Raw genomic sequence first — 20529 nt, forward strand, 5'->3', positions numbered from 1 at the left:
AGGCTGGGAACGGTGCGGGCGGGATCAGGCCGAAACGCGCGGGATCGTATCGTCGCTGCGCAGGGTGAAGATCTCGTAACCGGTTTCCGTCACCAGCAGGGTGTGTTCCCACTGAGCCGACAGCTTGCGATCCTTGGTGATGGCAGTCCAGCCATCACCCAGCACCTTGGTGTCGGCCTTGCCCTGGTTGATCATCGGCTCGATGGTGAAGGTCATGCCGGCTTTCAGTTCCATGCCGGTGCCGGCGCGGCCGTAGTGCAGGATCTGCGGTTCTTCGTGAAACACTTTGCCGATGCCGTGGCCGCAGAACTCGCGAACCACCGAGAAACCGTTCTTTTCCGCGTGCTTCTGGATCACTTCACCGATATCGCCCAGGCGGCAGCCGGGTTTGACCAGTTCGATGGCCTTGTACATGCATTCCTGAGTCACCTGGGACAGGCGTTCGGCCCAGACTGGCACGGTGCCGACGTGGAACATGCGGCTGGTGTCGCCGTGGTAGCCGTCCTTGATCACGGTGACGTCGATGTTCAGGGTGTCGCCATCTTTCAACGGCTTCTCGTTCGGGATACCGTGGCAGACCACGTGGTTGATCGAGGTGCAGATCGACTTCGGAAAGCCCTTGTAGTTGAGCGGGGCAGGAATGGCTTTCTGCTCGTTGACGATGTAGTCGTGGCAGATGCGGTCCAACTCTTCGGTGGTGACGCCCGGCTTGACATAATCGGCAATCATTTCCAGCACATCGGCGGCCAATTTGCCGGCGATACGCATTTTTGCGATGTCCTCTGGGGTCTTGAGGGTGACGGTCATACAGGCTCTCTCTGCGCTCGATGGCGCCTTCTAAAACGAAATGGGCACTGCGCGAGCGATCGTCGCAGCCCTGAAAAACGCGATTCTATCAGACGATCAGCGCAAATCTGAGCCTCTGTGCATCGCTTCTCCCTATAGAATGGCGCATTCCTGGTGGATTCCAAGGGCGGGGCTAAAGGCATTCGCCAGGTTTTCAGAATCCCGGTTCCGTTTTTTCCTTCCTTGTGGTATAAAATGCGCCGCTTTCCGGGGATGCCCTGAAAAGCTTAAATCCACACACGTGTCGACACGATGACCTGGGTGCCTTCAGCTGATGCTGCTGGTTGGTCATTGGGATACGTGGAGGCCAAACCCGACTTATTAAGGAACTATCATGTCCCAAGTCAACATGCGCGATATGCTGAAGGCCGGTGTGCACTTCGGTCACCAGACCCGTTACTGGAACCCGAAAATGGGTAAATACATTTTCGGCGCGCGTAACAAGATCCACATCATCAACCTTGAAAAAACCCTGCCAATGTTCAACGAAGCTCTGACTTTCGTAGAGCGTCTGGCCCAGGGCAAAAACAAGATTCTGTTCGTCGGCACCAAGCGTTCCGCTGGCAAGATCGTTGCTGAAGAAGCAGCACGTTGCGGTTCGCCGTACGTCGATCACCGCTGGTTGGGCGGCATGCTGACCAACTTCAAAACCATCCGTGCTTCCATCAAGCGTCTGCGTGACCTTGAAGTACAAGCCGAAGACGGTACCTTCGCCAAGCTGACCAAGAAAGAAGCGCTGATGCGCACTCGCGATCTTGAGAAGCTGGATCGTTCCCTGGGTGGTATCAAGGACATGGGCGGTCTGCCAGACGCTCTGTTCGTTATCGACGTTGATCACGAGCGCATCGCGATCACCGAAGCCAACAAGCTGGGCATCCCGGTTATCGGCGTAGTCGATACCAACAGCAGCCCGGAAGGCGTTGACTACATCATCCCAGGCAACGATGACGCAATCCGTGCTATCCAGCTGTACATGGGTTCGATGGCTGACGCTGTTATCCGTGGTCGCAACAATGTTGCTGGCGGTACTGTAGAGTTCGCTGCTGAAGAAACTCAGGCCGCAGCTGAGTAATTGACGCCCTGGCGTTGACTCAGTAAGCAAAAAGGGGGCTTGGCCCCCTTTTTGCCACCTCGAAAACCATTTGTGAGCAGCGCAGCTACAGCATCTGTAACATGCGGCGGCTAACAAGGGTGATTCGGGAAGAATTGATCGCCCGTTCGATCGGGTGGAATGGTTGAAAACCTATCCAAGAGGAATTTGAAAATGGCAGAGATTACTGCAGCGTTGGTCAAAGAACTGCGCGAGCGTACCGGCGAAGGCATGATGGACTGCAAAAAAGCCCTGACCAAGGCTGGCGGCGACATCGAAAAAGCCATTGATGACATGCGTGCTTCGGGCGCCATCAAGGCTGCCAAGAAAGCAGGCAACATCGCTGCTGAAGGCGCTATCGCCATCAAGGACGACGGTAAAGCTGCCGTTCTGCTGGAAGTGAACTCGCAGACCGACTTCCTGGCTCTGCAGGATGACTTCAAAGCGTTCGTGGCTGCCAGCGTAGAAAAAGCTTTCGCTGACAAACTGACCGACGCCGCTCCGCTGATCGAAGCTCAAGAAGCCGATCGTCTGGTACTGGTTGGTAAAACCGGCGAAAACGTCAACATCCGTCGTCTGGTTCGCGTTGAAGGTGACGTGGTCGGTACTTACCTGCACGGTAACAAGATCGGTGTTGCGGTTGTTCTGAAAGGCGGTTCCGTAGAGCTGGCCAAAGACATCGCTATGCACGTAGCAGCCAGCAACCCTGAGTTCCTGCTGCCATCGCAGGTTTCCCCTGAGGCTATCGAGCGCGAAAAAGCTGTGTTCCTGCAGCTCAACGAAGACAAGATGAAAGGCAAGCCAGCCGAAATCGTTGAAAAAATGATCGGCGGCCGTATCAGCAAGTTCCTGGCTGAAGCCAGCCTGGTTGAGCAAGCTTTCGTCAAGGAACCAGAAATCACCGTAGGTGCTCTGGCCAAGAAAGGCGGCGCTGAAATCGTTTCGTTCACCCGCTTCGCGGTAGGTGAAGGCATCGAGAAGAAAGAAGACAACTTCGCTGAAGAAGTTGCCGCACAACTGGCTGCTGCCAAGCAACAGTAAGACGGTTTTTTAACTGTCGCCCGAAAGAGGCTGCCCGCTTACGCGCGCAGCCTCTTTTCAGATGGGTCACCGATTTTATTGGGTGTCCTTTTGGAACTGGCTTACAAAGCCATGTTCCGATGGCGCTGAAGCAGCGCCAAGCTAGAGTGAACGCCAGCTGTAAACAGCTCGCAAAGAATTTTTTAAAATACGCCGCAGGAGAGATTCGCAATGGCTCAGCAGGGCAGTGGTTATCAGGCTCGCTATAAACGCATTCTACTCAAGCTTAGCGGCGAGGCCCTGATGGGCTCGGAAGAGTTCGGGATCGATCCGAAAGTTCTGGATCGCATGGCCCTGGAAGTTGGCCAACTGGTTGGCATAGGTGTCCAGGTCGGTCTGGTGATCGGTGGCGGAAACCTGTTCCGCGGCGCAGCGCTCAGCGCGGCCGGCATGGATCGGGTCACGGGTGATCACATGGGCATGCTGGCCACTGTGATGAACGCCCTGGCGATGCGCGATGCGCTGGAACGTGCCAATATCTCGGCCATCGTGATGTCGGCCATTTCCATGGTTGGCGTGACCGATCACTATGATCGCCGCAAAGCCATGCGTCACCTGAACTCCAAGGAAGTCGTGATTTTCGCGGCCGGTACCGGTAATCCGTTCTTTACTACGGATTCGGCGGCTTGCCTGCGAGCGATCGAGATCGATGCCGATGTCGTACTCAAGGCGACCAAGGTCGATGGCGTCTACACCGCTGATCCGTTCAAAGACCCGCATGCCGAGAAGTTCGATCATCTGACTTACGATGAAGTGCTGGATCGCAAGCTGGGTGTAATGGATCTGACGGCCATTTGCCTATGCCGCGATCATAAGATGCCGCTGCGCGTATTTAACATGAACAAACCCGGCGCCCTGCTGAACATCGTGCATGGTGGCGCCGAAGGAACCCTGATCGAGGAAGTTCAACAATGATCAACGAAATCAAGAAAGACGCTAAAGAGCGCATGCAGAAGTCCGTAGAATCGCTGGCGCACAACTTCGGCCGTATCCGTACCGGCCAGGCGCACCCAAGCATTCTGGAAGGCGTGATGGTTCCGTACTACGGCGCCGACACTCCGATCAAGCAAGTGGCGAACATCACCGTTAAAGACGCCCGTACCCTGCAAGTTGTTGCTTTTGAGCGCAACATGCTGGGCGCGGTCGACAAGGCCATCGGTAGCGCTGGTCTGAACCTCAACCCGACCAACCTGGGTGAGTTGCTGCTGATCTCCATGCCGGCCCTGACCGAAGAAACCCGCCGGGGCTTCACCAAACAGGCTCGTGATGTGGCTGAGGACGCTCGTGTTGCCGTGCGCAATATCCGCCGCGATGCTAACAGCTCGCTGAAGGATCTGGTCAAGGAAAAGGAAATCAGCGAAGACGAAGAGCGTCGCGCCACTGGCGAGATCGACGATCTGACCAAGAAGTTCGTGGCTGAAATCGACGCGAAGCTGGCGGAAAAAGAAAAAGACCTGATGGCCGTATAAGGGTCACGTTTTAATGGATAAGACAAAGCAGACTGCGCCGTCCGCGGTGCCGCGCCATGTCGCGATCATCATGGATGGTAATAATCGTTGGGCGAAAAAACGCTTTATGCCGGGTGTCGCCGGGCATAAAGCGGGCGTGGATGCCGTGCGTGCGGTGATTGAGGTGTGTGCCGAGGCCAAGGTCGAAGTACTGACCCTGTTCGCCTTCTCCAGCGAGAACTGGCAGCGCCCGGCCGATGAAGTCAGTGCCTTGATGGATTTGTTCTTCAGGGCGTTGCGTCGCGAGGCCAAGCGTCTCAACGACAACAACATCAGTTTGCGCATCATCGGTGACCGTTCGCGTTTCCACCCGGAGCTGCAGGCGGCCATGCGCGAAGCCGAGGCGATGACCGTCGGCGCCAACCGCTTTATCCTGCAGATCGCCGCCAACTACGGTGGTCAGTGGGATATCGCGCAAGCCGCGCAGCGTCTGGCGCGTGAAGTTCAGGCCGGGCATCTGCGTCCGGATGACATTACCCCTGAGCTGCTGCAAACCTGTCTGGCGACCGGTGATCTGCCATTGCCGGACTTGTGCATCCGTACCGGGGGCGAGCATCGCATCAGTAACTTCCTGCTGTGGCAACTGGCTTACGCCGAGTTGTACTTCTCCGACCTTTTCTGGCCGGACTTCAAACACGACGCCATGCGAAAAGCACTGGCCGATTTCGCTTCTCGCCAGCGTCGCTTCGGTAAAACGAGCGAGCAGGTCGAGGCTGGAGCCCGGGTTTAATGCTTAAACAACGAATCATCACGGCGCTGATCCTGCTGCCGATTGCCCTGTGCGGGTTTTTCCTGCTCGAAGGGTCCGGTTTTGCGCTGTTCATCGGGCTGGTGGTGACGCTCGGCGCGTGGGAATGGGCTCGTCTGGCCGGTTTTGCCGCTCAGTCGATCCGCGTTGCCTATGCGGCGGTGGTTGCGTTGATGCTGTTTGTCATGCACATCCTGCCAGGGCTCGCGCCTTGGGTATTGGGCGCTTCGGTGTTGTGGTGGGGCGTGGCCACGTACCTGGTGCTGACCTATCCACGGTCCAGCGAACACTGGGCCAGTGCCGTTTGCAAACTGGTCATCGGTTTGTTGATTCTGTTGCCGGCCTGGCAAGGTCTGATCCTGATCAAGCAAGAGCCCTTGGGCAACTGGTTGATCATGGCGGTGATGGTGCTGGTCTGGGGGGCTGATATCGGTGCCTACTTTTCCGGCCGGGCCTTTGGCAAGCGCAAGCTGGCGCCGCAGGTCAGCCCCGGCAAGAGTTGGGAAGGTGTGTACGGCGGCTTGTTGCTGAGCCTGGTGATCACGGCAATCGTCGGTTTCGTGCGGGACTGGAGTTTCGCTCAGATGCTGATGGGCCTGTTCGGTGCTGCGGTAATCGTGTTCATTTCCGTGGTGGGCGACCTCACCGAGAGCATGTTCAAGCGCCAGTCGGGAATCAAGGACAGCAGTAATCTGCTGCCGGGTCACGGTGGTGTGCTGGATCGCATCGACAGCCTGACGGCGGCGATTCCGGTGTTCGCCGTGCTGCTATGGATGGCGGCGCCGTGAGTCGCCCGCAACAGATTACCGTGCTGGGGGCGACCGGCTCGATTGGTCTGAGCACCCTCGACGTCATCGCCCGTCATCCCGAGCGTTATCAGGTTTTCGCCTTGAGCGGTTTCACTCGTGTGAGTGAGTTGCTGGCGCTGTGTGTGCGCCATGCGCCGCGCTTCGCGGTCGTGCCGGAATCCGGCGCTGCCCGGGGGTTGCAGGACGACTTGCGCGCGGCCGGCCTGTCGACCCGCGTTCTGGTGGGAGAGGAGGGCTTGTGTCAGGTCGCCTCCGATCCGCAAGTCGATGCGGTGATGGCGGCCATCGTTGGAGCAGCGGGTTTGCGTCCGACCCTGGCGGCAGTCGAGGCCGGCAAGAAGATCCTTCTGGCCAATAAAGAAGCGCTGGTGATGTCCGGTGCGCTGTTCATGCAGGCCGTGCGTAAAAGCGGTTCGGTGCTGCTGCCGATCGACAGCGAGCACAACGCGATTTTCCAGTGCATGCCTCAGGATTTCGCCCGTGGGCTTGGCGCGGTCGGTGTGCGTCGGATTTTACTGACAGCCTCGGGCGGCCCGTTCCGGCAGACGCCGATGGCTGAACTGGCGCATGTTTCCCCCGAGCAAGCGTGTGCTCACCCGAATTGGTCCATGGGGCGCAAGATTTCGGTGGATTCGGCCAGCATGATGAACAAGGGGCTCGAACTGATCGAGGCCTGCTGGTTGTTCGACGCTACGCCCTCCCAGGTCGAAGTGGTGATTCATCCGCAGAGCGTGATTCATTCGCTGGTCGACTATATCGATGGTTCGGTGCTGGCGCAGTTGGGTAATCCGGACATGCGCACGCCGATTGCCAATGCCCTGGCCTGGCCGGAACGGATCGACTCGGGTGTTGCTCCATTGGACCTGTTCGCCATCGCTCGCCTGGATTTCCAGGCCCCCGATGAAGAGCGTTTCCCTTGTCTGCGCCTTGCGCGTCAAGCCGCCGAAGCTGGCAACAGCGCGCCGGCCATGCTCAATGCCGCGAATGAAGTGGCTGTGGCGGCCTTTCTCGACGGACGGGTTCGCTATCTGGAAATCGCGAGTATTATCGAGGAAGTGTTGAACCTCGAGCCTGTGGTTGCGGTAGATGATCTCGAGGCAGTGTTTACGGCCGATGCGAAAGCACGGGTACTGGCCGGGCAATGGTTGAGTCGTCACGGGCGATAAGTGCTGCAATACGTTGGTCCATGCAGCACTGATAGGATTGCGGAGAAAGTAGATGAGCGCGCTCTATATGATTGTCGGCACCCTGGTAGCGCTGGGCGTGCTGGTCACCTTCCACGAGTTCGGCCACTTCTGGGTCGCGCGTCGCTGTGGGGTCAAAGTGCTGCGTTTCTCCGTGGGCTTCGGCATGCCGCTGCTGCGCTGGCACGACAGCAAAGGCACTGAGTTTGTGGTTGCCGCCATCCCGCTGGGCGGCTACGTGAAGATGCTCGACGAGCGCGAAGGTGAGGTCCCGGCCGATCAGGTCGATCATTCCTTCAATCGCAAATCCGTCCGTCAGCGGATTGCCATCGTAGCGGCCGGTCCGATCGCCAACTTTTTATTGGCATTGGTGTTTTTCTGGGGGTTGGCGATGCTCGGCAGCGAGCAGCCGCGGCCGGTCATTGGTGCGGTGGAATCCGGCAGTATCGCCGCCAGGGCCGGTTTGAGCGCGGGGCAGGAAATTATTGCCATCGATGGCGAGCCAACCTCCGGCTGGGCTGCGGTGAACCTGCAATTGGTCCGTCGTCTGGGGGAGAGCGGTTCCCTTCAATTGCTGGTCCGCGAACAGGGCTCCACGGTGGATTCGCCTCGCGAGCTGGTGCTGGACAAGTGGCTCAAGGGCGCTGACGAGCCGGATCCTATTCACTCGCTGGGTATTCGTCCCTGGCGTCCGGCATTGCCGCCGATCCTGGCCGAATTTGATCCCAAAGGTCCGGCCAAGGCTGCGGGCCTGAAGGCCGGTGACCGCCTGTTGACCCTTGATGGCAAGGCGCTGGAAGACTGGCAGCAGGTGGTCGACATCGTCCGCATGCATCCCGATACCAAAATAATGCTGCGTGTCGAGCGCGATGGTGCTCAAATCGACGTCGCCGTGACGCTGGCCGCTCGCGGCGAAAGCAAGGCGCCCCATGGCTATCTGGGAGCTGGGGTGAAAGCGGTCGATTGGCCATCAGAGATGATTCGTGAAGTCAGTTACGGTCCGGTGGCTGCAATTGGCGAGGGTGCACGACGCACCTGGACCATGAGCGTGCTGACCCTCGATTCGCTCAAGAAAATGTTGTTCGGCGAGCTCTCGGTAAAAAACTTGAGTGGACCGATAACCATTGCTAAAGTGGCGGGCGCTTCTGCCCAGTCGGGCTTCGCTGATTTCCTGAATTTCCTTGCTTATCTGAGTATTAGCCTGGGGGTTCTGAATTTGCTGCCCATTCCTGTACTGGATGGGGGGCATTTGTTGTTTTATCTGATCGAGTGGGCGCGTGGTCGCCCCTTGTCGGATCGGGTGCAAGGTTGGGGGATACAGATCGGTATCAGTTTGGTGGTCGGGGTGATGTTGCTAGCTCTGGTCAATGATCTGGGTCGACTGTAACACTTCGCTGAATTGCGAATCTGCCGCATTTTGCGGCAGTTTTTATTGCCAGTTGGAATAAGAAAGGACTTCATGAAACGTCTGCTGCTAACTGCGGTTCTCACCGTATTGATGATCGCCGAAGTTCACGCCGAGTCCTTCACTATCTCTGATATTCGCGTCAATGGCCTCCAGCGGGTCTCCGCGGGGAGTGTCTTTGGTGCTTTGCCGTTGAACGTCGGCGAACAGGCGGATGATCGTCGCCTGGTGGAATCCACTCGTGCGTTGTTCAAGACCGGGTTCTTTCAAGATATCCAGCTGGGCCGTGATGGCAACGTCCTGGTCATCACTGTAGTCGAGCGTCCGTCAGTCGCCAGTATCGAGATCGAAGGCAACAAGGCGATCTCCACTGAAGACCTGATGAAAGGCCTCAAGCAATCCGGTCTGGCCGAAGGCGAGATCTTCCAGCGCGCCACCCTCGAAGGCGTGCGTAACGAGCTGCAGCGTCAATACGTCGCTCAGGGCCGTTACTCGGCTACCGTCGACACCGAAGTGGTGCCCCAGCCGCGTAACCGAGTGGCCCTGAAGGTCAACATCAACGAAGGCACCGTGGCCGCTATCCAGCATATCAACGTGGTGGGTAACACGGTTTTCCCGGATGAAGACCTGATCGACCTGTTCGAACTCAAGACCAGCAACTGGCTGTCGTTCTTCAAGAACGATGACAAGTACGCCCGTGAAAAACTCTCCGGTGACCTGGAGCGTCTGCGTTCCTACTATCTGGACCGCGGCTATATCAACATGGATATCGCGTCGACCCAGGTGTCCATCACCCCGGACAAAAAACACGTCTATATCACCGTCAACGTCAACGAAGGCGAAAAGTACACCGTTCGTGACGTCAAGCTCAGCGGCGACCTGAAAGTGCCTGAAGATCAGGTCAAGTCCCTGCTGCTGGTTCAGAAAGGCCAGGTGTTCTCGCGCAAGCTGATGACCACCACGTCCGAACTGATCACCCGTCGTCTGGGTAACGAGGGTTATACCTTCGCCAACGTCAACGGCGTGCCTCAGCCTCACGATGACGACCACACCGTTGATATCACTTTCGCTGTCGATCCGGGCAAACGTGCTTACGTGAACCGCATCAACTTCCGTGGCAACACCAAGTCCGAAGACGAAGTACTGCGTCGTGAAATGCGCCAGATGGAAGGCGGCTGGGCTTCGACCTACCTGATCGACCAGTCCAAGACTCGTCTTGAGCGTCTGGGCTTCTTCAAGGAAGTCAACGTCGAGACGCCGGCCGTACCCGGTGTCGACGACCAGGTTGATGTGAACTATAGCGTTGAAGAGCAGGCCTCCGGTTCGATTACCGCCAGCGTCGGTTTCGCCCAGAGCGCAGGTTTGATCCTCGGTGGTTCGATCACGCAGAACAACTTCCTGGGTACTGGTAACAAGGTCAGCGTTGGCTTGACCCGCAGTGAATACCAGAGCCGCTATAACTTCGGTTATGTCGACCCCTACTGGACTGCTGACGGTGTGAGCCTTGGCTATAACGCCTTCTATCGCACTACCGATTATGATGAGCTTGACGCCGACCTCACCAGCTATGCGGTAGATAGCTTGGGTGCTGGTGTGAATGTTGGCTACCCGATCAGCGAGACTTCGCGTCTGACCTTCGGCCTGTCTGCCCAGAAGGACGATATCAAGACCGGTCAGTACACCGTTGACGAGATTTTCGACTTCGTTAACCGTGAAGGCGATAGCTACCTGAACTTCAAGGCTTCGGCCGGTTGGTCCGAGTCCACCCTGAACAAGGGCGTACTGGCGACCCGGGGTCATTCCCAGAGCCTGACCCTGGAAGCCACGACGCCTGGCAGTGACCTGTCGTTCTTCAAGCTCGATTATCGTGGTCAATTGTTCCAGCCGTTGACCGAAAACTACACCATGCGGCTGCACACCGAGTTGGGCTATGGCGATGGTTACGGTTCGACCGATGGCTTGCCGTTCTATGAAAACTATTACGCGGGTGGCTTCAACTCGGTGCGCGGCTTCAAGGACAGTACTCTGGGGCCTCGCAGTACCCCTAGCCGCGGCGCCGATGTAACAGGTAACGCCGGTACAGTTGCCGACCCGGACCAGGATCCGCTGCCATTCGGTGGTAACGTGCTGATGCAGGGTGGTGTCGAGGTGCTGTTCCCTATGCCATTCGTCAAGGACCAGCGCTCCCTGCGTACTTCGGTATTCTGGGATGTCGGTAACGTATTCGACTCTAAATGCGAGAAGACGACGAACGCCAATGTTGGTTCCAGTTCTGCGACGCAGTGCAACGACATCAGCCTGAGCAACCTGGCGAGCTCCGTCGGTGTCGGCGTGACCTGGGTCACTGCACTGGGTCCTTTGAGTTTCGCGTTGGCCATGCCGATCAAGAAACCGGATGACGCTGAGACTCAAGTGTTCCAATTCTCCCTCGGCCAGACCTTCTAAGCGTCTGACCCAAGATAACGACAATGGATTTTGTAGGAGTGCATCGTGCGTAAGTTGACTCAATTGGTTCTCCTGGCGACCGTACTGGTCGCAGGTCCGGCGTTTGCCGACATGAAAATCGCCGTTCTGAACTATCAGATGGCACTGCTGGAATCTGACGCGGCGAAGAAGTACGCCGTGGATGCCGAGAAAAAGTTTGGCCCGCAGCTGACCAAGCTCAAGAGCCTGGAAAGCAGCGCCAAGGGTATCCAGGACCGTCTGATGGCTGGCGGCGACAAGATGCAGCAAGGCGAGCGTGAGCGTCTGGAGCTCGAGTTCAAGCAGAAGGCCCGTGATTTCCAGTTCCAGTCCAAGGAACTGAACGAAGCCAAAGCCGTTGCCGACCGTGAAATGCTCAAGCAGCTCAAGCCGAAACTGGACAGCGCTGTGGAAGAAGTCATCAAGAAAGGTGCTTATGACCTGGTCTTCGAGCGTGGCGCAGTGATTGATGTCAAACCGCAGTACGACATCACTCGCCAGGTTATCGAGCGCATGAATCAGCTGAAATAACCCATGACAGCGACTATAAAGCTCGGCCAGTTGGCCGAGTTCCTCGGCGCCACTTTACGAGGCGACCCGAAGAAGGAAATTACTGGGCTAGCCACTTTGCAAGAGGCTGGCCCAGCTCAGTTGAGCTTTCTGGCAAATCCTCACTACCGTAAATACCTGGCCGGCAGCCAGGCTGCAGCTATATTGCTGAAGGCCGCCGATGCTGAAGGTTTTGCCGGTGATGCACTGGTGGTGCCTGATCCGTATCTGGCCTACGCGCGCATTTCCCACCTGTTCGATCCCAAGCCCAAGGCGCCGGCCGGTATTCATCCGGCGGCGGTGGTGGCAGCGGATGCGGTGGTCGATCCAGCGGCGAGCATCGGTGCCTTTGCAGTGATCGAAAGTGCAGCGCGTATTGGCGCCGGTGTGACCGTTGGCGCGCATTGCTTCATCGGTGCACGCAGCGAAATCGGCGAGGGCGGCTGGTTGGCCCCGCGCGTCACGTTGTATCACGACGTGCGCATCGGCAAACGGGTGGTGATTCAATCCGGTGCCGTGCTCGGTGGTGAAGGCTTCGGTTTTGCCAACGAAAAAGGTGTCTGGCAGAAAATCGCCCAGATCGGCGGCGTCTCGATCGGAGACGACGTGGAAATCGGCGTAAATACCGCTATTGATCGCGGCGCGCTGGCCGATACCGTCATTGGTAATGGTGTAAAGCTCGACAATCAGATTCAGATTGCCCACAACGTTCAGGTCGGTGATCACACTGCCATGGCCGCGTGCGTGGGAATTTCCGGCAGCACCAAAATCGGCAAGCATTGCATGCTCGCCGGTGGCGTAGGGCTGGTGGGGCATATCGACATTTGCGACAACGTTTTCCTGACCGGGATGACCATGGTGACCCACTCGATTACCGAGCCGGGCTCCTATTCTTCCGGTACGGCAATGCAACCGGCAGCCGAATGGCGCAAAAGCGCGGCACGCATCCGTCAGCTCGATGACATCGCGCGACGCCTGCGACAGCTGGAAAAGCGTGTAGGGGACGTGACCCCTGACGGTAATGCTTCATCAGATGGCTGATACCATTTCCATATCAAGTGTGCACAGCCGCTAGACTGCCTCCCTTGATTTGCTAGAGGAGTGCGCGTCAGTCGCGCGCTCCCAATCTTTACATAGGCTTCCCCCCGAAATGATGGACATCAACGAGATTCGCGAATACCTGCCTCACCGTTACCCGTTCCTGCTGGTGGACCGGGTCGTGGATCTGGATGTGGAAGGCAAGCGCATTCGCGCCTACAAGAATGTCAGCATCAACGAACCGTTCTTCAATGGTCACTTCCCCGCGCATCCAATCATGCCGGGCGTACTGATCATCGAAGCGATGGCTCAGGCTGCCGGGATCCTTGGTTTTAAAATGCTGGACGTGAAACCGGCCGACGGCACCCTTTACTACTTCGTCGGCTCCGACAAACTGCGCTTTCGTCAGCCTGTGCTGCCGGGCGATCAACTGATCCTTGAAGCCAAGTTCATCAGCTGCAAGCGTCAGATCTGGAAGTTCGAATGCCAGGCTTCGGTCGATGGCAAGCCAGTCTGCTCCGCTGAAATCATCTGCGCGGAACGCAAACTATGAGTTTGATTGACCCTCGCGCAATCATCGATCCGACGGCCGTCCTGGCCGACGACGTCGAAGTCGGCCCTTGGTCGATCATCGGCGCAGGTGTGGAAATCGGCGAGGGGACGGTGATCGGGCCGCATGTGATTCTCAAGGGCCCGACCCGAATCGGTAAACACAATCGCATCTACCAGTTTTCTTCGGTAGGTGAGGACACGCCCGATTTGAAATACAAGGGCGAGGAAACCCGTCTGGTCATCGGTGACCACAACGTCATCCGCGAAGGCGTGACGATTCACCGCGGGACCATCCAGGACCGTTCGGAAACGACCCTGGGCGATCACAACCTGATCATGGCCTATGCCCACATCGGTCACGACAGCGTTATCGGCAATCACTGCATCCTGGTCAACAACACCGCCTTGGCGGGCCATGTGCACGTCGAGGACTGGGCGATCCTGTCCGGCTTCACCCTGGTTCACCAGTATTGCCACATTGGCGCCCACAGCTTTTCCGGCATGGGCACTGCCATTGGCAAAGACGTTCCAGCGTACGTCACGGTATTCGGCAACCCCGCTGAAGCTCGCAGCATGAACTTCGAAGGCATGCGCCGTCGCGGCTTCAGCGAAGATGCGATCCACGCGCTGCGTCGTGCCTACAAGGTGGTTTACCGCCAGGGCCTGACAGTCGAGCAAGCGCTCGCCGAGCTGGCCGAACCCTCGCTGCAGTTCCCGGAAGTCGCGGTGTTCCGTGATTCCATCCAGTCTTCGACCCGCGGCATCACCCGCTAATCATGGCCAATCTGCGTATTGCGCTGGTGGCGGGTGAGGCTTCCGGTGACATTCTGGGTGCGGGTCTCATGCGTGCGCTCAAGGCACAGCATCCGGCGGTCGAGTTCATTGGTGTCGGCGGTCCGCTGATGCAGGCCGAAGGCCTGACCTCGTATTTCCCGATGGAACGCCTGTCTGTCATGGGGCTGGTGGAAGTGCTGGGCCGTTTGCGCGAGCTGTTGGCCCGCCGCAAGAAACTGGTTGCGGACCTGATCGCCGAGAAACCGGATGTGTTCATCGGTATCGATGCCCCGGACTTCAACCTCAATATCGAGCTCAAGCTGCGTCAGGCCGGGATCAAGACCGTGCACTACGTCAGCCCGTCGGTCTGGGCCTGGCGACAGAAGCGGGTGTTGAAGATTCGCGAAGGTTGCGACCTGATGCTGACGCTGTTCCCGTTCGAAGCTAAATTTTATGAAGAGAAGGGTGTGCCGGTGCGGTTTGTCGGGCATACCCTGGCCGATGCGATCCCGCTTGAGGCCGATCGCGGTGCCGCGCGGGCTGAACTCGGTTTGCCGGACGGGCCGCTGGTCGCCCTGATGCCGGGCAGTCGCGGCGGTGAAGTCGGGCGCCTAGGCGCGCTGTTCCTCGACACCGCCCAGCGCCTGCGGGCCATGCGACCCGGTGTGCGGTTCGTCATGCCGTGTGCCAGCCCGCAGCGTCGGGCCCAGCTTGAAGCGCTGCTGGCCGGTCGCGATCTGCCGCTGACCTTGCTCGATGGAAAATCCCATCTGGCCCTGGCGGCATGCGACGCGGTGTTGATCGCTTCGGGAACCGCTACGCTGGAAGCATTGCTGTACAAGCGGCCGATGGTGGTCGCTTATCGTTTGGCTCCGCTGACGTTCTGGATTCTCAAACGGATGGTGAAAAGTCCCTACGTCTCGTTGCCGAATCTGCTGGCCCAGCGCCTGCTGGTGCCGGAGTTGTTGCAGGACGATGCGACGGTCGAAGCCCTGGCCCAGACGCTGTCGCCGCTGATCGAAGGTGGCGAGGAGCAGACCCGAGGCTTTGACGAAATCCACCGAACCCTGCGCCTGGACGCCTCCAATCAGGCAGCGGATGCGGTACTGAACCTGATTGGCAGAGCATAATGAGCAAAGCAAGCAAGCAGTTGGGCCTGGATTTTATGCTGGTCGATGAAGTTGTAGATCTGGTGGCAGGTGTCGATGAAGTCGGTCGCGGCCCGCTATGCGGTGCCGTGGTGACAGCGGCAGTGATCCTCGATCCAAGTCGACCGATTCTCGGCCTCAACGATTCGAAAAAGCTCACCGAAGCACGCCGCGAAGCGCTTTATGATGAAATCTGCGAAAAAGCCCTGAGCTGGTATGTCGCTCGCGCTGAAGTAGAAGAAATCGACGAGCTGAACATTCTTCACGCCACCATGCTGGCCATGCAGCGCGCGGTCGAAGGGCTGCACATTCAGCCGAAACTGGCGATGATCGACGGCAACCGTTGCCCGAAACTTTCGATGCGCGCCGAAGCGGTGATCCAGGGTGATGGCAAAGTACCGGCCATCGCCGCGGCGTCGATTCTGGCCAAAGTCAGCCGTGATCGCGAAATGGCCGCGTTCGAACTGATTTATCCGGGTTACGGCATCGGTGGCCACAAAGGCTACCCGACGCCCGGTCATCTGGAAGCGCTAGTACGGCTGGGGCCTACGCCGATTCATCGGCGCTCGTTCGCTCCGGTACGCCTGGCGTACGAAGCGCGGGAAAACCTGATCGAGGGTTAGTCGCAGGCTGATGTTTTATTCAAGGCCCGGTACAATCCGGGCCTTGTTGTCTTCACGTTTCTAGTTTCTAGACAGGATCACTATGCCGGCTTCATTCGTTCATCTACGCCTGCACACTGAATATTCCCTGGTCGACGGTCTGGTGCGGATCAAACCGCTGGTCAAGACGCTGGTCGGCATGAACATGCCTGCCGTGGCGGTCACCGACCAGAACAACATGTGTTCCCTGGTCAAATTCTATAAAGCGGCCATGGGCGCGGGGATCAAGCCGATCTGCGGCGCCGATCTGTGGCTATCGAACAAGGATCCGGACAACCCCTTGAGCCGGATCAGCCTGCTGGCGATGAACGCCGTGGGTTATCGCAACCTCACCGAACTGATTTCCCGTGGTTTCATCGACGGCCAGCGCAATGGCTCGATCATCATCGAGCGCGAGTGGGTGGCTGAAGCCAGCGAAGGCTTGATCATGCTGTCGGCGGCGAAAGAGGGCGAAATCGGTCTGGCCATGCTCAGCGGCAATCCGGACGAAGCCGAAACCCTGGCACGCGAATGGATGGCAGTGTTCCCGGATCGTTTCTATCTGGAAGTCCAGCGCACCAACCGTCCCAACGACGAAGAACAACTGCACGGCGCCGTGGCCCTGGCCGAGAAAATCGGCGCGCCGCTGGTGGCGACCAACGACGTGCGCTTCATCAAACAGGAAGACTTCGAAGCGCACGAAACCCGCGTTTGCATCGGTGAGGGTCGCGCCCTCGACGATCCGCGGCGTCCGAAGAATTATAGCGATCAGCAATACCTCAAAAGTGCCGAGGAGATGGCCGAGCTGTTCAGCGACTTGCCTGAGGCGCTGGAAAACACCGTCGAGATCGCCAAGCGCTGCAACATCGAAGTGAAACTGGGCAAGCACTTTCTGCCCAACTTCCCGATTCCCGATGGCATGACCATCGACGAATATTTCCGCAAAGTCTCCTTCGACGGTCTGGAAGAGCGCCTCACCGTTCTGCTGCCCAAAGACACCACCGAAGACTACGAGGCCAAGCGTCAGGTGTATGTCGACCGGCTGAATTTCGAGCTGGATATCATCATCCAGATGGGTTTCCCCGGTTACTTCCTGATCGTGATGGACTTTATCCAGTGGGCCAAGAACAACGGCGTACCGGTCGGTCCTGGCCGTGGATCGGGTGCCGGGTCGCTGGTGGCCTATGTGCAGAAGATCACCGACCTCGACCCGCTGGAATATGACCTGCTGTTCGAACGTTTCCTTAATCCGGAACGGGTTTCCATGCCCGACTTCGACGTCGACTTCTGCATGGACGGCCGTGACCGGGTCATCGATTACGTGGCCGAGAAATACGGTCGCAACGCGGTAAGCCAGATCATCACCTTCGGTTCCATGGCGGCCAAGGCTGTGGTCCGTGACGTGGCGCGGGTGCAGGGCAAGTCCTACGGCCTGGCGGATCGTCTGTCGAAGATGATTCCGTTCGAAGTCGGCATGACCCTGGAAAAGGCCTACGAGCAGGAAGAAATCCTGCGCGACTTCATCAAGGTCGATGAAGAAGCCGCGGAAATCTGGGAAATGGCCCGCAAGCTCGAAGGCGTTGTGCGTAACGTCGGCAAGCACGCCGGTGGTGTGGTTATCGCGCCGACCAAGCTGACCGACTTCTCGCCGATCTATTGCGACGAGGCGGGCGACGGTCTGGTAACCCAGTTCGACAAGGATGACGTCGAGGCGGCCGGTCTGGTGAAGTTCGACTTCCTCGGTCTGCGGACCCTGACGATCATTGACTGGGCGTTGAAAACCATCAACCGCGACCGCGCCAAGGTCAATGAACCGCCACTGGATATCGCGTTCATTCCGCTGGACGACAAACCGACCTACACACTGCTGCAAAAAGCTGAAACCACCGCGGTGTTCCAGCTCGAGTCGCGCGGCATGAAAGAGCTGATCAAAAAGCTCAAGCCCGACTGCCTGGAAGACTTGATCGCACTGGTGGCCCTGTTCCGTCCGGGCCCGTTGCAATCGGGCATGGTGGACGACTTCATCAACCGCAAGCACGGTCGCGCCGAACTCGCGTACCCGCACTCGGACTACCAGTACGACGGCCTCAAGCCCGTCCTGGCGCCGACTTACGGCATCATCCTGTATCAGGAACAGGTGATGCAGATTGCCCAGGTCATGGCCGGTTACACCCTCGGCGGCGCAGACATGCTGCGTCGCGCCATGGGTAAGAAAAAACCCGAAGAAATGGCCAAGCAGCGCGGCGGTTTCATTGAAGGTTGCGCCACCAACAATATCGACGCAGACCTTGCCGGTAACATTTTCGACCTGGTAGAAAAATTCGCCGGTTACGGCTTCAACAAATCCCACTCCGCTGCCTATGGCCTGGTGTCGTACCAGACCGCATGGCTGAAAGCCCACTACCCGGCGCCGTTCATGGCCGCGGTACTGTCGGCGGATATGCACAACACCGACAAGGTCGTGACCTTGATCGAAGAAGTGCGGACCATGAAGCTGCGCCTCGACGCGCCGGACGTGAACACTTCGGAGTTCAAGTTCACGGTGAACGACGAAGGCCGCATCATTTACGGTCTGGGCGCGATCAAGGGCGTGGGCGAAGGCCCGGTCGAAGCGATTACCGAGGCGCGGCAAGACGGGCCGTTCAAGGATCTGTTCGATTTCTGCGCGCGGGTCGATCTCAAACGCATCAATAAGCGCACCCTCGACGGTTTGATCCGCAGTGGTGCCCTGGATCGTCTTGGTCCGTATTTCCACGACGAGCAGAAAGCCTATCAGGCCAACATCGACCGCAACCGCGCGGTCTTGTTGACGGCCATGGAAGAGGCGATCAAGGCGGCCGAACAAACCGCTCGCACCCACGACAGTGGGCATGCCGATCTGTTTGGCGGTCTGTTCGTCGAAGAGGACGCCGATGTCTACGCCAATCATCGCAAGGCCAAGGAACTGACCCTCAAGGAACGCCTGAAGGGCGAAAAAGACACCCTGGGCCTGTACCTCACCGGTCACCCGATCGACGAATATGAAGGCGAGATCCGTCGCTTCGCCCGTCAGCGCATCATCGACCTGAAGCCGGCTCGCGATACCCAGACGGTCGCGGGGATGATCATCGCCCTGCGAGTGATGAAGAACAAAAAGGGCGACAAGATGGGCTTCATCACCCTTGATGACCGCTCCGGGCGGATCGAGGCCTCGCTGTTCGCCGACGCGTTCCATTCCGCGCAGTCGCTGTTGCAGACCGACGCGATGGTGGTGGTCGAAGGCGAAGTCAGTAACGACGACTTCTCTGGCGGCCTGCGGTTGCGGGTCAAGCGGGTGATGAGCATGGAAGATGCGCGAACCAACCTGGCCGAAAGCCTGCGCCTGAAGTTGCATGCCAAGGACCTCAAGGGCGATCAGCTACGTTGGTTGGGCGAGTTGTTGAAGCGTCACCGCGGTGCGTGCCCGATCACCATGGACTACACCAGCCCCGATGCGAAGGCCTTGTTGCAGTTCGGCGAGACCTGGCGGATCGACCCGGCGGATGCCTTGATTCAAGCCCTGCGTGACCAGTTCGGGCGAGACAACGTCTTCCTCCAATACCGTTGACGGCCAGGTGCCATTCCTTACCATTGGAACGCATCTGATCCCGACCCAAATTTTTAATCTCGACCTGAACGCGCCTGTCCCTTAAGGTAGGGCGCGAATAGACAACCGGCCGGCCCAAGCTCTCTTGGACGCGACCCTAGACGGACGCCTATGAACCCGAACTTCCTGGATTTCGAACAGCCGATCGCCGACCTGCAAGCCAAGATCGAAGAGTTGCGCTTGGTCGGTAATGACAATTCGCTGAATATCGGCGATGAGATCTCCCGCCTGCAGGACAAGAGCAGCACGCTGACCGAGGATATCTTCGGCAAGCTGACCAGCTGGCAGATCGCTCGTCTGGCGCGTCACCCGAAACGTCCGTATACCCTGGACTACATCGAACACATCTTCACCGAGTTCGATGAACTGCACGGCGACCGTCACTTCTCCGACGACGCTGCCATCGTTGGCGGTGTTGCCCGTCTGGACAATCAACCGGTGATGGTCATCGGTCACCAGAAAGGCCGTGAAGTGCGTGAGAAGGTGCGCCGCAACTTCGGCATGCCGCGTCCGGAAGGCTACCGCAAGGCGTGCCGTCTGATGGAAATGGCCGAGCGCTTCAAGATGCCGATCCTGACCTTCATCGACACCCCGGGCGCTTACCCTGGCATCGACGCCGAAGAGCGCAACCAGAGCGAAGCGATTGCCTGGAACCTGCGCGTCATGGCTCGCCTGAAAACTCCAATCATCGCCACCGTGATCGGTGAGGGTGGTTCCGGTGGTGCTCTGGCAATCGGCGTCTGCGATCAGCTGAACATGCTGCAATATTCGACCTACGCGGTGATTTCGCCGGAAGGTTGCGCCTCGATTCTGTGGAAAACGTCCGAGAAAGCCCCGGATGCCGCTGAAGCCATGGGCATCACTGCCGAGCGTCTGAAAGGCCTGGGCATTGTGGATAAGGTGATCAGCGAACCGTTGGGTGGCGCTCATCGTGACCCAGCCGCTGCGGCTGCCTCGATCCGTGCCGAGCTGAGCTCGCAACTGGCGATGCTCAAGAAGTTCGACAACGACGCGCTGCTGGCCCGCCGTTATGAGCGTCTGATGAGCTACGGTCTCTGATCTGCGGCTG

Annotated in this window: 18 protein-coding genes; 17 read left to right on the forward strand and 1 reads right to left on the reverse strand. The window is 58.3% G+C overall.

Annotation, left to right across the window (positions count from 1 at the left end):
* Positions 1 to 24: 24 nt before the first annotated feature.
* Positions 25 to 807 carry a type I methionyl aminopeptidase gene (map, locus tag HCU66_RS04475; RefSeq protein WP_007940499.1) on the reverse strand — a complete coding sequence of 261 codons (783 nt, stop codon included), beginning with the start codon at positions 805 to 807 and terminating at the stop codon, positions 25 to 27.
* Positions 808 to 1180: 373 nt separating this feature from the next.
* On the opposite strand from map, the gene rpsB reads away from it, so the two are divergent.
* From rpsB to HCU66_RS04560, 17 genes are all read left to right on the forward strand, one after another.
* Positions 1181 to 1918: a 30S ribosomal protein S2 gene (gene rpsB / locus HCU66_RS04480; RefSeq protein ID WP_008052780.1), complete on the forward strand. Its 738-nt coding sequence runs from the start codon at positions 1181 to 1183 to the stop codon at positions 1916 to 1918.
* A gap of 192 nt (positions 1919 to 2110) precedes the next feature.
* Entirely contained in the window at positions 2111 to 2977 is an 867-nt protein-coding gene (gene tsf / locus HCU66_RS04485) for a translation elongation factor Ts (RefSeq protein ID WP_205887346.1), read from the forward strand.
* Positions 2978 to 3187: 210 nt separating this feature from the next.
* A complete protein-coding gene (gene pyrH / locus HCU66_RS04490) occupies positions 3188 to 3931 on the forward strand; it encodes a UMP kinase (protein WP_003198235.1) in 744 nt (247 codons plus the stop codon).
* On the forward strand, positions 3928 to 4485 hold the full coding sequence (frr, locus tag HCU66_RS04495; RefSeq protein ID WP_007940501.1) for a ribosome recycling factor: 558 nt from the start codon (positions 3928 to 3930) through the stop codon (positions 4483 to 4485). Before pyrH ends, frr begins: the two co-directional genes overlap by 4 nt.
* Before the next feature lie 13 nt (positions 4486 to 4498).
* Positions 4499 to 5254 (forward strand): polyprenyl diphosphate synthase, encoded by a 756-nt coding sequence (uppS, locus tag HCU66_RS04500; RefSeq protein ID WP_205887347.1) that lies wholly within the window; start codon positions 4499 to 4501, stop codon positions 5252 to 5254.
* Positions 5254 to 6060, forward strand: a complete 807-nt coding sequence (locus HCU66_RS04505; protein WP_205887348.1) for a phosphatidate cytidylyltransferase — start codon at positions 5254 to 5256, stop codon at positions 6058 to 6060. Before uppS ends, HCU66_RS04505 begins: the two co-directional genes overlap by 1 nt.
* Positions 6057 to 7247 (forward strand): 1-deoxy-D-xylulose-5-phosphate reductoisomerase, encoded by a 1191-nt coding sequence (gene ispC / locus HCU66_RS04510; RefSeq protein ID WP_205887349.1) that lies wholly within the window; start codon positions 6057 to 6059, stop codon positions 7245 to 7247. Before HCU66_RS04505 ends, ispC begins: the two co-directional genes overlap by 4 nt.
* A 52-nt stretch (positions 7248 to 7299) precedes the next feature.
* Positions 7300 to 8652, forward strand: a complete 1353-nt coding sequence (gene rseP, locus HCU66_RS04515) for an RIP metalloprotease RseP (RefSeq protein WP_205887350.1) — start codon at positions 7300 to 7302, stop codon at positions 8650 to 8652.
* 72 nt (positions 8653 to 8724) lie between these two features.
* Positions 8725 to 11115, forward strand: coding sequence for an outer membrane protein assembly factor BamA (gene bamA / locus HCU66_RS04520; RefSeq protein WP_205887351.1), 2391 nt, complete (start codon positions 8725 to 8727; stop codon positions 11113 to 11115).
* Between the two features lie 45 nt (positions 11116 to 11160).
* Positions 11161 to 11664: an OmpH/Skp family outer membrane protein gene (locus HCU66_RS04525; RefSeq protein ID WP_007940508.1), complete on the forward strand. Its 504-nt coding sequence runs from the start codon at positions 11161 to 11163 to the stop codon at positions 11662 to 11664.
* Between the two features lie 3 nt (positions 11665 to 11667).
* On the forward strand, positions 11668 to 12723 hold the full coding sequence (gene lpxD / locus HCU66_RS04530) for a UDP-3-O-(3-hydroxymyristoyl)glucosamine N-acyltransferase (protein WP_205887352.1): 1056 nt from the start codon (positions 11668 to 11670) through the stop codon (positions 12721 to 12723).
* A 109-nt stretch (positions 12724 to 12832) separates the two neighbouring features.
* Positions 12833 to 13273 carry a 3-hydroxyacyl-ACP dehydratase FabZ gene (gene fabZ / locus HCU66_RS04535; protein ID WP_007940511.1) on the forward strand — a complete coding sequence of 147 codons (441 nt, stop codon included), beginning with the start codon at positions 12833 to 12835 and terminating at the stop codon, positions 13271 to 13273.
* The gene (gene lpxA / locus HCU66_RS04540) at positions 13270 to 14046 is read left to right on the forward strand and encodes an acyl-ACP--UDP-N-acetylglucosamine O-acyltransferase (RefSeq protein ID WP_205887353.1); all 777 of its coding nucleotides are present in this window, start codon (positions 13270 to 13272) and stop codon (positions 14044 to 14046) included. Before fabZ ends, lpxA begins: the two co-directional genes overlap by 4 nt.
* A gap of 2 nt (positions 14047 to 14048) precedes the next feature.
* Positions 14049 to 15176, forward strand: coding sequence for a lipid-A-disaccharide synthase (gene lpxB / locus HCU66_RS04545; protein WP_205887354.1), 1128 nt, complete (start codon positions 14049 to 14051; stop codon positions 15174 to 15176).
* Positions 15176 to 15817, forward strand: coding sequence for a ribonuclease HII (rnhB, locus tag HCU66_RS04550; protein WP_205887355.1), 642 nt, complete (start codon positions 15176 to 15178; stop codon positions 15815 to 15817). Before lpxB ends, rnhB begins: the two co-directional genes overlap by 1 nt.
* 82 nt (positions 15818 to 15899) lie before the next feature.
* Positions 15900 to 19421, forward strand: coding sequence for a DNA polymerase III subunit alpha (dnaE, locus tag HCU66_RS04555; protein WP_205887356.1), 3522 nt, complete (start codon positions 15900 to 15902; stop codon positions 19419 to 19421).
* 150 nt (positions 19422 to 19571) lie between these two features.
* Positions 19572 to 20519, forward strand: a complete 948-nt coding sequence (locus tag HCU66_RS04560) for an acetyl-CoA carboxylase carboxyltransferase subunit alpha (protein WP_205887357.1) — start codon at positions 19572 to 19574, stop codon at positions 20517 to 20519.
* Positions 20520 to 20529 lie beyond the last annotated feature (10 nt).

This window comes from Pseudomonas frederiksbergensis, assembly GCF_017114915.1.
Taxonomy (GTDB): Bacteria; Pseudomonadota; Gammaproteobacteria; order Pseudomonadales; family Pseudomonadaceae; genus Aquipseudomonas; species Aquipseudomonas frederiksbergensis_I.

Excerpts from the sequence above, each read along its gene's own strand:
- frr (WP_007940501.1), top strand. The coding sequence starts at position 3,928 with ATGATCAACGAAATCAAGAAAGACGCTAAAGAGCGCATGCAGAAGTCC.
- fabZ (WP_007940511.1), top strand. The coding sequence starts at position 12,833 with ATGATGGACATCAACGAGATTCGCGAATACCTGCCTCACCGTTACCCG.
- uppS (WP_205887347.1), top strand. The coding sequence starts at position 4,499 with ATGGATAAGACAAAGCAGACTGCGCCGTCCGCGGTGCCGCGCCATGTC.
- rpsB (WP_008052780.1), top strand. The coding sequence starts at position 1,181 with ATGTCCCAAGTCAACATGCGCGATATGCTGAAGGCCGGTGTGCACTTC.
- rnhB (WP_205887355.1), top strand. The coding sequence starts at position 15,176 with ATGAGCAAAGCAAGCAAGCAGTTGGGCCTGGATTTTATGCTGGTCGAT.
- lpxB (WP_205887354.1), top strand. The coding sequence starts at position 14,049 with ATGGCCAATCTGCGTATTGCGCTGGTGGCGGGTGAGGCTTCCGGTGAC.
- rseP (WP_205887350.1), top strand. The coding sequence starts at position 7,300 with ATGAGCGCGCTCTATATGATTGTCGGCACCCTGGTAGCGCTGGGCGTG.
- HCU66_RS04560 (WP_205887357.1), top strand. The coding sequence starts at position 19,572 with ATGAACCCGAACTTCCTGGATTTCGAACAGCCGATCGCCGACCTGCAA.
- dnaE (WP_205887356.1), top strand. The coding sequence starts at position 15,900 with ATGCCGGCTTCATTCGTTCATCTACGCCTGCACACTGAATATTCCCTG.
- bamA (WP_205887351.1), top strand. The coding sequence starts at position 8,725 with ATGAAACGTCTGCTGCTAACTGCGGTTCTCACCGTATTGATGATCGCC.
- map (WP_007940499.1), bottom strand. The coding sequence starts at position 807 with ATGACCGTCACCCTCAAGACCCCAGAGGACATCGCAAAAATGCGTATC.
- HCU66_RS04505 (WP_205887348.1), top strand. The coding sequence starts at position 5,254 with ATGCTTAAACAACGAATCATCACGGCGCTGATCCTGCTGCCGATTGCC.
- lpxA (WP_205887353.1), top strand. The coding sequence starts at position 13,270 with ATGAGTTTGATTGACCCTCGCGCAATCATCGATCCGACGGCCGTCCTG.
- pyrH (WP_003198235.1), top strand. The coding sequence starts at position 3,188 with ATGGCTCAGCAGGGCAGTGGTTATCAGGCTCGCTATAAACGCATTCTA.
- lpxD (WP_205887352.1), top strand. The coding sequence starts at position 11,668 with ATGACAGCGACTATAAAGCTCGGCCAGTTGGCCGAGTTCCTCGGCGCC.
- tsf (WP_205887346.1), top strand. The coding sequence starts at position 2,111 with ATGGCAGAGATTACTGCAGCGTTGGTCAAAGAACTGCGCGAGCGTACC.